Below are 10,798 nucleotides of genomic sequence, written 5' to 3' on the forward strand. Positions count from 1 at the left end.
CGGTCATTGGCGTTGCAGTCTTCGCTGGCGTCGGCGGCGGCGCCTACTATCTCAGCCGTCCGGAATACAATACGCTCTATGCCGGCCTCAGCCGCGAAGACATCTCCCGTGTCGGATCGGTGTTGCGCGACGCGAATATTCCTTTCGATGTGAATACGGCCGGCGATACCGTCTATGTCCGTCCCGCCCAGACCGCCCAGGCACGCACGCTGCTCGCGGACAAGGGACTCCCGAGCAATACCAGCGGTGGTTACGAACTGTTCGACAAGATCGGCTCGCTCGGCCTGACGTCGTTCATGCAGGAAGTGACGCGCGTGCGCGCGCTGGAAGGCGAGATCGCGCGTACCATTCAGGTGCTGAAGGACGTCAAGGCTGCGCGCGTTCATATCGTGATTCCAGCACGGGGATCGTTCCGGCGCGAGCAATTGCCGCCGTCGGCATCGGTCGTGTTGCGGACGGAAGGGCCAGCTGATGCACGCACTGCGCGTTCGGTTCGGCATCTCGTTGCGGCCGCAGTGCCCGGCATGACCGCAGACAAGGTCACGGTGCTGGACAGCAACGGTTCGCTTCTCTCCGACGATGACGGTAGCGGTGGTGTCGGGGCGACGCCGACCACGATGGCCAATCTGCAGCGCGTCGTCAGCCGGTCAATCCAGGAGAATGTCAGCCGCGCATTGACGCCCTATCTCGGGCTGGACAATTTCGAGGTCAGCGTCGCGACGCAACTGTCGACCGACAAGAGGCAGACCAACGAGACCGTCTATGACCCCGAATCGCGCGTGCAGCGCTCAGTGCGCGCCGTGCGTGAGAAGGAGTCGTCGCAAAGCATGGACCGCCAACAGCCGACCACGGTTCAGCAAAATCTGCCGGACCAGCAGGTCAATGCGAATGGCGGCAAGAACAACAGTGACGAGAAGCAACGCCGCGAGGACATCACCAACTACGAAGTCTCCTCGAAGACGGTGACCACTGTCAGCGACGGCTATGTGGTGAACAAGATGTTCCTCGCCGTGCTGGTCAACCGGCCACGCCTGGTTGCCAGCCTCGGCGACAAGGCGAGCGACGCAGCGATCGATGCCAAGGTCGCCGAGATCGCCCAGATCGCTGCGACCGCCGCGGGCGTCGACAAGCCGCGTGGCGACCAGATCCAGGTCTCGGCGGTTGAATTCATGGAAGGCGCGCGCGACATGGCGCCGGTGCCGTCCATCACCTTTACCGAGGTCATGATGCGGCAGGCAGGCAGCCTGGTGAGCGCCATCACGATCCTCGCGGTGGCAGGCATGTTGATCTGGTTCGGTTTGCGACCGGCGATCAATACGATCCTGGTCAGCGCCAAGTCGGATGAAACGTCGCAATTCCAGGCCGAGGCCAACGCGTTGCTTGCCGGCGGCAGTGCAGGCGGCGCCGCGACGACAGCGGCGCTGTCGAGCGAGCCGCCACCCAATCTCATCCAGGATGTATCGACCAGCATCCAGAACGCGCCGCAGAAGCGGCTTGAGCAGATCATCCAACTCGACGAGAAACAGGCTGCTGCAATTCTCAAACAATGGATTAGGCAGGAGGAACCGGCATGAGCGCAGAGAAAGTCGCCCGGTTGATCGCGGACTTCGATCGTCCAGACTCCATCAAGCCGACGAGCCGTGTCGTTCCATTCGATCATCTGCATCACTCCACGGGGCGTCCGCAGCAGCATCAGCCGCTGCTGGAGAAGCCTGTGCCGCGTGCGTCACAGCCGCAGCCCCTGGTGGAGAAGCCGCCGCGCTCGTCGCAGCTGCAGCCATTGGTGGACAAGCAGCCGAAACAGCCGGTCGTTGCGGAAGATAACGGCTACGAGCGCGGACTCGCGGAAGGTTACAATGCCGCCAAGGCCGAGTTTGAGCTTAAACTCGAGCGAGAGAAGCAGGCGTTTGCCGAGCAGGCGGCGGATGACCGACAGAAGCTTCTCAACGAGACGGCGGCAAAACTGGCCGCCGATGTGACCCAAGTCGGAAACGAATTGCAGAACAAGATCGCCGGCGTGACCGCCCGCATTCTCGAGCCGATGATCTTTAATGCCGCGCAGAAGCAAGCGGTGACCAATTTCATCGATCACCTGTCGTCGATTGCGACCGATGTGCGACGCCCGGTGCTGCGCCTGACCGGCCCGGCCGAACTGCTGGACCTGATCCGCACCAAACTCGGCGTGCGCGCGATTGCGATCGAATTGCGACCTGGCCCGGAGGTCGAGGCGTCGATCACCATCGATCAGGTCGTGGTTGAAACCCAGCTGCAAGCATGGACGGATCGTCTGAAGATGGCGATCCAGAACTGAAATGGCCGATCAGGAACCAACCGAAATTCTGATCATTCGTCGCCGCAGCTCGCTTGATGCAAGCGAGTCGAAGAGCAGTGTCTGGAAGATCGCCTATGCGGATTTCATGACGGCGATGATGGCGTTCTTCCTGGTGATGTGGCTGATCAATGTCACCAGCCAAGAAGCGCGCGAGAGCGTCGCGACCTATTTCAACCCGATCAAACTGACCGACTCCACGCCCGACCGCAAGGGCGTCAACGATGCGCGGCGCGTCGATCCCGGCAAAGCCACCGAAGGAAGCGCCAAGTCGCCCTTGCCCGAGCCGGGCCAGCCGACGACCGATGTCGTGCAGCCGCAGCAACCGCAACCACGCTATGGCGAGGCGGCGTTGTTCCGCGATCCTTACGCGGTGTTGACCGAAATCGCAGGCGGCCCGCCACGTCCGGGGCGGACCAGCGGCACCGTCGATCCCGAGCGCAAGGAGGGACTGAAGGGCGGCGAGGCCTATCGTGACCCGTTCGATCCGATCAACTGGCCGATGGCATCGATATCGTCCCTTGAAAAGAAGCCGGCTGGCCGCAAGGAAGCCGGCAGCCTGCCGTATGGCGAAGATATCGCCGCCATCACCGAAGGGCAGGAGCCGCGCCCGACCGATCCCAAGCCGGACGCCACCGGATCGCCGGCACAGGACGCGGGCGGCAACAGCGCGACGCCGGCGCAGTCAGGCAAGCCCGACAACCCGAAGCCTGTCGGCCTGTTTTCCGACGACGTCACCCAACCAAAGCCCGCATCGCCGCCGCCTCCACCCGTCGTGGAAGAGAAGCCCCCGGCGCAAGCCGAGAAAGCCGCGGCCCAGGCGGGGAAGGCTCCTGCGGACAAGACGAAACCGGACGAGGCGGCCAGATTGCAGTCGGCCATTGCGGCTGTGCTCACGACGCTGGGTGCGGCTCACCCGGTGGCCGAAGTGCGCGAGACGGCGGAAGGACTGTTGATCAACCTCACCGACGACGTGAACTATGGGATGTTCGCCAATGGCTCGGCGGAGCCGACGCCGGGACTGGTCCGTACGCTGGACAAGATCACGCCGATGATCGCGCAAAACCGCGGCCAGGTGGTGGTGCGCGGCCACACCGACGCGCGTGTTTTCCGGACGGCCGAATATGATAACTGGCGGTTGTCCACGGCGCGCGCGCATATGGCGTATCACATGCTCGTGCGCGGCGGCCTCGATGCCGCGCGTGTCGAGCGGATCGAAGGCTATGCAGATCGCCGTCTCCGGAACCAGGCCGATCCGCTGGCGGCGCAGAACCGGCGGATCGAGATCCTGATCCGTGCGCCGACGTTATGATCAGCTGCAGAACCATCGTGATCGTGCTGGCGATGGGCATCGGCGCTGCCGATGCGCAGCAAGTCGACGATGCGTCGCGCCCGCCCTATCAGATGGTCCGGTCGCTACAGATGCTTCAAGACCAGATTGCGCGCGGGGATCTGGAGGCACACAATGCCCAGCCGGCTCTCCTGAAGCGCATCGGTGACAGCTTCCTGAAGGTCGATGCCTCCTCGTGGAAGGAACCACGGAATTCCCGCGCGGCTGTCACGTTTCTGCTGAGCGGTGGCGCGCCGCAGGTGATCGCAACGCTGCGAGCGCGCAATGTGTTGAATATCGACGAGACGATCGTCGATGGTGCCATCGCTTATGTCGAGGGGCGAACCGACGACGCAAAAGCGAAACTCGCCCATATCAAGCCGCGCAGCCTGCCGGCGACGCTGGGGGCGGAGATCGCCCTGGTGCAGTCGGCACTGGTTGCGCAGGATGATCTGAAGGCGGCAATCGCGTTGCTCGATGAAGTGCGGCTGGTGATGCCGGGAACGCTTCTGGAAGAAGCCGCCTTGCGGCGGGAGATCTTCATCGTCGGCCAGGATGACGATTTCGACAAGTTCGAGGCGCTCGCGGTGCGTTACTTCCGGCGATTCCGTCACTCGATCTATGCCGGAAATTTCCGCCAGCGATTCGCGCTCTCCGTGGCGCGCTTCAGTTTTGCACAGCAGCCGGATCGATTTCCGCGCCTCGTGACCGTGCTCGACCATCTCGACCGCAGCAGTCAGCGCGGTCTCTATCTGTTGATCTCGCGCACCGCCCTGGTGCGCGGGAAGACTGAAATGGCATTGCTTGCTGCCGAGCGTGTCACCGAACTGACCGAAGAGGATAGTCCGGAGCATCTGCGAGCGCGCCTTTATCATGCAGTCGCTCGCGTCGCGACCGCCGGTCATGGCAAGGCGATTGCCGAACTCGAGCGGATCGACAAGACCAAGCTTTCCGAACGCGACGTCGAATTGCAGGCGGCTGCTCTGGCGATCGGTTTGAATGTACGCAAGGCGCTGCCGGAGGCAGCGAAGAACGACGACAGCATTTCCCCGAAGACCGTGATGCGGCCGCGAATCGACTTCAGTCAATCGATGGCCGTTGTCGATCACGCGCAGAAGCTGCTCGATCTGTCACAACAGCAACTCAAGGAGACAAACCGATGAATCAGGCTGATCTCCTGACGGCAGCATTCCGCAAACTCGCATCGGCAAAGGCCGGCACGAAGGGCGGTCTGGGCGGGGCCCTGCATGCCAAGGATGGAAAAGAGAAGGCGGAGCATTTTCGCGAGCAGATGCAGAAGGTCTCGAAAGACCGATCAACTGTCATTCCGAAAGTGGAAAAGGACGTCGCCAGCGTCGCGACCCCGGCTTCGCCTATGCTCGACGCGGCCACCATTCTCGCCGAGCTCACCGGCGAGACAAAGCCGAAGCCAATCGACAGCGAACGCACCGAGAAAGACGAGGAAGCACCGAAGACCGCTGGCGACGGCAAGCAGAATGTCGCGACGGCCTCTGAATGGCACGATCCGAATGCGGCTCTCAGCGCCGTGATGTCGAAAATCGGTCAAGCGCAGCAGAATTCCGGCTCGGATGACAAGGCGGCGCCACAACTTGCTGCCCCGCAAGTTGACCTGAAGGCCGCAGATGCCACGCCCGATCTGACGGATGCCGACGTTCCGGCGATCGAGGCGCCACCCGAGAAGCGCTTCACGGCGAGCGTCGAAACCACCGACACAAAACCAATCGTGATGACAAAGGCCGTCGTGCGCGAGCAGGAGACGCATTTCGAGCCGGTGCAGCAAGTGACCACGCTCCAGAAGATCGTGGATCGCATGGCGTCCGATCTACCGGCCGTTGCCGCGCCGGAAGCCGCGCATGCCGCCGAGACGCCAGTGTCCGAGGCAGACAAACCCAGCGAGAGTCGCCCGGTTCGGATGATGACCCTCGAACTGGACCCGCCGAACCTCGGCTCGGTCACGGTGAAAATGCGACTCGCAGGTGGCTCCGTCGAGGTTCATCTGACCGCCGACCGGCTCGAGACCACGCAGTTGCTGCGCCAGGAGCGCGGCGTGCTGAGCGATGCGATGCAATCGGCCGGCTACAGCTTCGACATTTCCGCCATTGAGCATGCACGCATGCCGGAAGGCAACATGAGCAATGGTCAATCGCAATCACAACCGCAGTCGCAGCAACAGTCGGCAGACCAGCGTGGTTCCATGCCAGCATCGAATGGCGCGCAGAGCGATGGCAGCTCGTCGGGGCGATCATCCGGTGATGCGCACGGCGGAGCACGGCAGAACAGGCAGGATCATGACCAGTCTCCCATGCAGTCCGAGCGCCCGCAGAATCCGGGCGGGAGCGGTGTTCGCAGCAGCACTGTCTATCTGTAGCATCGCCGAAACGGCGCGGGCGGAAGGCCCGTGCGAGCGGGAGATGGCACGCGCCGCGCGGATGCACAGCGTTCCGCTTGGGGTGCTCTATGCTGTCGGCCTCAGCGAGACGGGTCGAAAGGGGATGCTCAATCCCTATGCGCTCAATGTCGATGGCAGAACGGTTCTGGCCAAAGATTTGCGTGACGCGGTAGCGCGATTTTCGGACGAGAAGAGCAAGGGCGCCAAGCTGGTGGATCTCGGCTGCATGCAGATCAACCATCGCTATCACGGCGAGAAATTCCCAAGCGTCGAGGCGATGTTCGATCCGGCGCGCAATGTCGACTACGCAGCGCGCTTTCTCAAAGAACTGCGCGCGCGCGAAGGCAACTGGACCATGGCCGTGGCACGCTACAATGCCGGCCCGAACAATGTCGTTGGTCAGAAACGCTATATCTGCAGTGTGATTGGGAGCCTGGTCGCCAGCGGGTTCGGGGCGTGGACGAACAATGCGCGCAGCTTCTGCGCAGAGCGGACGGCCTCGCGCTAGCCTGTGGATAACCGCCAGCCCCGCACAAGCAATCTCCACTCTAATACCAGTATCAAACGGAGGATAATCGATGAGTCTGTATGGTGTGATGCGCACGGGTGGCTCCGGCATGAACGCGCAGTCAAACAAGCTCGCGACGGTCGCCGACAATATCGCGAATGTGAATACCACCGGCTACAAGCGCGCATCGACGGAGTTCTCGTCCCTGATCCTGCGCAGCGGTAGCGGCAACTACAATTCGGGCAGCGTCGAGACGCAGGTTCGCTATGCGATCTCCGATCCCGGAACGATGAACTATACGACGTCTGCAACGGATCTCGCGATCCAGGGCAATGGCTTCTTCATCGTCAGCGACTCCGGCGGAACGCCGTTTCTGACGCGCGCCGGCTCATTCGTTCCCGATGGCCAGGGTAATCTCTACAATACCGCCGGCTACTATCTGATGGGTTACGATATCCGGAATGGTGCTCAGCCGGATGTGGTCGCCAACGGTCTCGGTAACCTGCAGGTCGTCAATATCGCCCAGCAAACGCTGGTCGGAAATCCGACGACACAGGCGAGGCTCGATGGCGCCAATCTCGACGCGAATGCCGCGATCACCGCGGGCGCGCCGAACTTCACCTCCAAGACATCGCTGATCACCTACGACAATATCGGCAATGCCGTAAAACTTGACATGTACATGTACAAGACGGCCGCCAATACATGGAACGTCGAGGTGTACAACAGCGCGAATGCTGCGGCGGGTGGCGGCTTCCCCTACACGCCCGCCGCGCCAATGGCCACTCAGACCTTCACCTTCGACGTCAGTGCAACGGGCAAGGGTCGGCTCGCGGCTGCAAGCCCGACGTCAATGGCGTTCACCATTCCCGGCGGTTCCCCCGTAACCTTCGATATGGCGAATCTTACGCAAGTCGCCGACGAATTCCAGTTCAAGGCCAACACGAACGGAAATGCGCCGAGCGGGCTCGACCGTGTCGAGGTCGCGGCCGACGGCACGATGTATTCGATCTTCGATGACGGTACCCGGCTTGCAACCTACAAGATTCCGCTGGCCACTGTACCTAGCCCGGACAATCTCTCTCCGGAAGCGGGGAACGTGTATTCGGTCAGTATCAATTCCGGAAACATCCAGGTCGATTTTGCCGGCAATAGCGGCCTCGGCACGATCAAGCCCGAGGCGCTCGAAGCATCGAATGTCGATCTCGCGAACGAGTTGACCGCGATGATCGAGTCGCAGCGCGGCTATACGGCCAATTCCAAGGTGTTCCAGACCGGCGCCGATCTGCTCGACGTTCTCGTCAACCTGAAGCGCTAACCGTCGCTCAATCTCTCGACGAAGGTTCCCGATGTCACTCACGATCGCGCTCAACTCCGCCCGTTCGTCGCTCATGGCGTCGGGCATCCAGTCCTCCGTCATCTCGCGCAACGTCGCGGGCACGCAGCAGGAGGGCTATTCACGCAAGAATGCGTTGATCGTGTCGCAGCCCGGCAGCGGCGTCTATGTGAACGGCATCCAGCGCGCTGCCAGCGCGGGTCTGTTCAACAATGTGGTGAAGGCAGTCGCCAATACGGCGCAGCAGGACGCTCTCTACAACGGCCTGCAAAAGGTTGCGGCTGTCACCATCGACGATCCCGAGCTTGACCAGTCGGCCGCGGCGCAACTGGCCAAGCTGAAGAGTGCCATGCAGCAATACGCATCCGCGCCCGACAATGTGACACTCGCCCAGGCGGCAGTCACGGCGGCGCAGGATGTTGCAAAATCGCTGAACGATGCAACGACCACAGTGCAGAAGACGCGATCCGAGGCCGACGCCGAAATGGCGACATCTGTAAGGACCATCAACGAGTTGCTGGTTCAGTTCGAAGAGGTCAATACGGCGATCGTGAAGGGCTCGATCTCCGGCGCGGATGTCACTGACCATCTCGATACGCGCGATGCCATCATTTCCAGGCTGTCCCAGGAAATGGGCGTGAAGTTCACCACTCGCGCCAACAACGATATGGTGATCTATACGGACTCCGGTGTGACGCTGTTCGAACGAACCGCGCGCACGGTGACCTTCGAGCCGACCAACGCATTCACGCCGAACCTGACCGGAAATGCCGTGGTTGTCGATGGCGTGCCGGTGACCGGCGGAAACTCGCCGATGCCGATCGGATCCGGCAAGCTGGCAGGTCTGGCAACGCTGCGCGATGACAAGCTGGTCACCTATCAGAACCAGCTCGACGAGATCGCACGCGGCGTGATCGAGGTTTTCGCCGAGACTGACCAGACTGGCGGGGGCGGTCCGAACCGCACCGGTCTCTTCACCTATGCCGGCGGGCCGGGGATGCCGGCAACGGGGGTGATCAATACGGGGCTGGCAGGTTCGATCAGGGTCACCGATCTGGTTGATCAGGCCATTGGCGGCAATCCAACGCTGATCCGTGATGGCGGCATCAATGGCCCTGACTACGTCTACAATGCTGGCGGTGAAGCCGGCTTCTTTGCGCGCATCCAGGGCCTGGTGGACGGGATGGGCGCTACCCGGCCGTTTGACCCGGATGCCCTGGGCAAGCCGAGCGGCACCTTGATCGACTTCGCGGGGTCCTCCGTGAGCTGGCTGGAAGCGCAGCGCAAGACCGTTGGCGCCGAGGCGAGCTACAATCAGACCCTTCTCGAGCGTAGCGCGGACGCCCTGTCTAACGTCAACGGCGTCAATATGGATGACGAAATGGCATTCATGCTGCAGGTCGAGCGCACCTTCGCGGCGTCGTCCAAGCTGATCGCGACGATCGATCAGATGCTGCAGAGTCTTCTTCAGGCGGTGAGGTAACGAAATGACTGCAACATTTATCGCGTCGAACTCGATCGCGACCACGCTGCGTATCTCTGCTTCCAAGAGCCAGGTTGCGATCGCGAAGGCCGTCAAGGAAGCGACGACTGGTCGCCTGGACGATGTTGGCAAGGAGCTCGGCGCCTTGACGGGGCGTAACGTGACCCTCCGCGCCGAACTCGTCGAAATCGAAAAGCTCGTCGACACTAACGCGCTGGTCGGCGCCCGGCTCGATGTGGCGCAGGAACGACTTTCGCAATTGATCGAAACCGCACAGGGCTTCCAAAGTGATCTGCTCGCCGCACGCAATTCGGCGGATGGCGGCAGCATCATTTCCCAGTCTGCGGGATCCAATCTCAGCTCGCTGCTGTCGGCGCTGAATGTTTCGATGGACGGCCAGTATCTGTTCGCCGGCATCAACACCGGTGAACAGCCGATGACGCCTTATGAAGCGGGTTCGGCGAGCAAGCTGGCCATCGACGCCGCCTTTACCGCAGAATTCGGGTTTGCGCCGGGCTCGCCCGCCGCGTCGAACATCCTGCCTGCCGACATGAATGCATTCCTCGACAATCAGTTTGCCGCGGAATTCGCTGATCCGGCCTGGGGCAACAACTGGTCGACGGCGTCGGACCAGGTCATGCGCAGCCGCATCTCCACGACCCAGACCATCGACTCCTCCGCGAGCGCCAATGACGTCGCGTTCCGCAAGCTGGCCATGGCTTATACGATGCTTTCCGGCCTTGGTGTCGAACAGATGAATCAATCCACTTTCCAGGCCGTCTCCGACAAGGCGTTGCTGCTGGTCGCCGGCGCGGTTGCCGATCTCGCCAGCGTTGGCGCACGACTCGGCACCTCCCAGGAGCAGACAACGAATGCCACCAGCCGCCTGAAAGTTCAGGCCGACATTGTCACCAAGCAAGTCAATGCGATGGAGAATGTCGATCCCGAGGAGGCATCGGTTCGCGTGACGACCCTGCAGAACCAGCTCGAAATGTCCCATGCGCTATCTGCAAAGATTCAAAGGCTCAGCATCCTCAACTATCTCTGATTGGCTTCATTATTTCACCAGAAAGCAGCGGGTTATCGTTCGATATGACATTGGCAAGTTACGACGCAGAGATCGAAGATAGCAGCTTTGAGGCGCGCTCGCGCGAGCAGCGAGCACTCAATCACGGCATAGGCCTGCTGAGGAAAGTGCAGGCCGGCGAATTGACGTTGCCAGAGCAGAATGATGCGTTTGTCTATATCCGCGATCTCTGGACCCTCTTCGTTCAGGATCTTTCAAATCCTCGCAACGGATTGCCCGAACAGCTGCGCGCTCAGCTGATCTCGATCGGTCTCTGGATCGTAAAGGAAGCCGAGCGCAATCGCGAGGGACGGTTCAGCGATGTCAACGATCTGG

At 61.6% G+C, this 10,798-nt stretch carries 10 protein-coding genes; all 10 read left to right on the forward strand.

Annotated elements, in window-relative coordinates; translation table 11 throughout:
- Window positions 1-1,574: flagellar basal-body MS-ring/collar protein FliF (gene fliF / locus ACIQ17_RS25245; protein WP_398472016.1), on the forward strand; the 1,574-nt coding region annotated here is incomplete at its 5' end.
- Window positions 1,571-2,311: a hypothetical protein gene (locus ACIQ17_RS25250; protein ID WP_398472017.1), complete on the forward strand. Its 741-nt coding sequence runs from the start codon at window positions 1,571-1,573 to the stop codon at window positions 2,309-2,311. The genes fliF and ACIQ17_RS25250, both read left to right, overlap by 4 nt.
- 1 nt (window position 2,312) lies before the next feature.
- On the forward strand, window positions 2,313-3,641 hold the full coding sequence (locus ACIQ17_RS25255; RefSeq protein ID WP_398472018.1) for a MotB family protein: 1,329 nt from the start codon (window positions 2,313-2,315) through the stop codon (window positions 3,639-3,641).
- Window positions 3,638-4,822: a chemotaxis protein gene (locus ACIQ17_RS25260; RefSeq protein WP_398472019.1), complete on the forward strand. Its 1,185-nt coding sequence runs from the start codon at window positions 3,638-3,640 to the stop codon at window positions 4,820-4,822. Before ACIQ17_RS25255 ends, ACIQ17_RS25260 begins: the two co-directional genes overlap by 4 nt.
- A complete protein-coding gene (locus tag ACIQ17_RS25265; protein ID WP_398472020.1) occupies window positions 4,819-6,048 on the forward strand; it encodes a flagellar hook-length control protein FliK in 1,230 nt (409 codons plus the stop codon). Before ACIQ17_RS25260 ends, ACIQ17_RS25265 begins: the two co-directional genes overlap by 4 nt.
- 43 nt (window positions 6,049-6,091) lie before the next feature.
- Window positions 6,092-6,577 (forward strand): transglycosylase SLT domain-containing protein, encoded by a 486-nt coding sequence (locus ACIQ17_RS25270; RefSeq protein ID WP_398472021.1) that lies wholly within the window; start codon window positions 6,092-6,094, stop codon window positions 6,575-6,577.
- Window positions 6,578-6,647: 70 nt separating this feature from the next.
- A complete protein-coding gene (locus tag ACIQ17_RS25275; RefSeq protein ID WP_398472023.1) occupies window positions 6,648-7,895 on the forward strand; it encodes a flagellar hook protein FlgE in 1,248 nt (415 codons plus the stop codon).
- 31 nt (window positions 7,896-7,926) lie between these two features.
- The gene (flgK, locus tag ACIQ17_RS25280; protein ID WP_398472024.1) at window positions 7,927-9,396 is read left to right on the forward strand and encodes a flagellar hook-associated protein FlgK; all 1,470 of its coding nucleotides are present in this window, start codon (window positions 7,927-7,929) and stop codon (window positions 9,394-9,396) included.
- Window positions 9,397-9,400: 4 nt separating this feature from the next.
- On the forward strand, window positions 9,401-10,444 hold the full coding sequence (locus ACIQ17_RS25285) for a flagellar hook-associated family protein (RefSeq protein WP_398472025.1): 1,044 nt from the start codon (window positions 9,401-9,403) through the stop codon (window positions 10,442-10,444).
- 44 nt (window positions 10,445-10,488) lie between these two features.
- On the forward strand, window positions 10,489-10,798 hold a 310-nt coding region (flaF, locus tag ACIQ17_RS25290; protein ID WP_398472026.1), incomplete at its 3' end, for a flagellar biosynthesis regulator FlaF.

This window comes from Tardiphaga sp. (assembly GCF_044340795.1).
Lineage (GTDB): Bacteria > Pseudomonadota > Alphaproteobacteria > Rhizobiales > Xanthobacteraceae > Tardiphaga.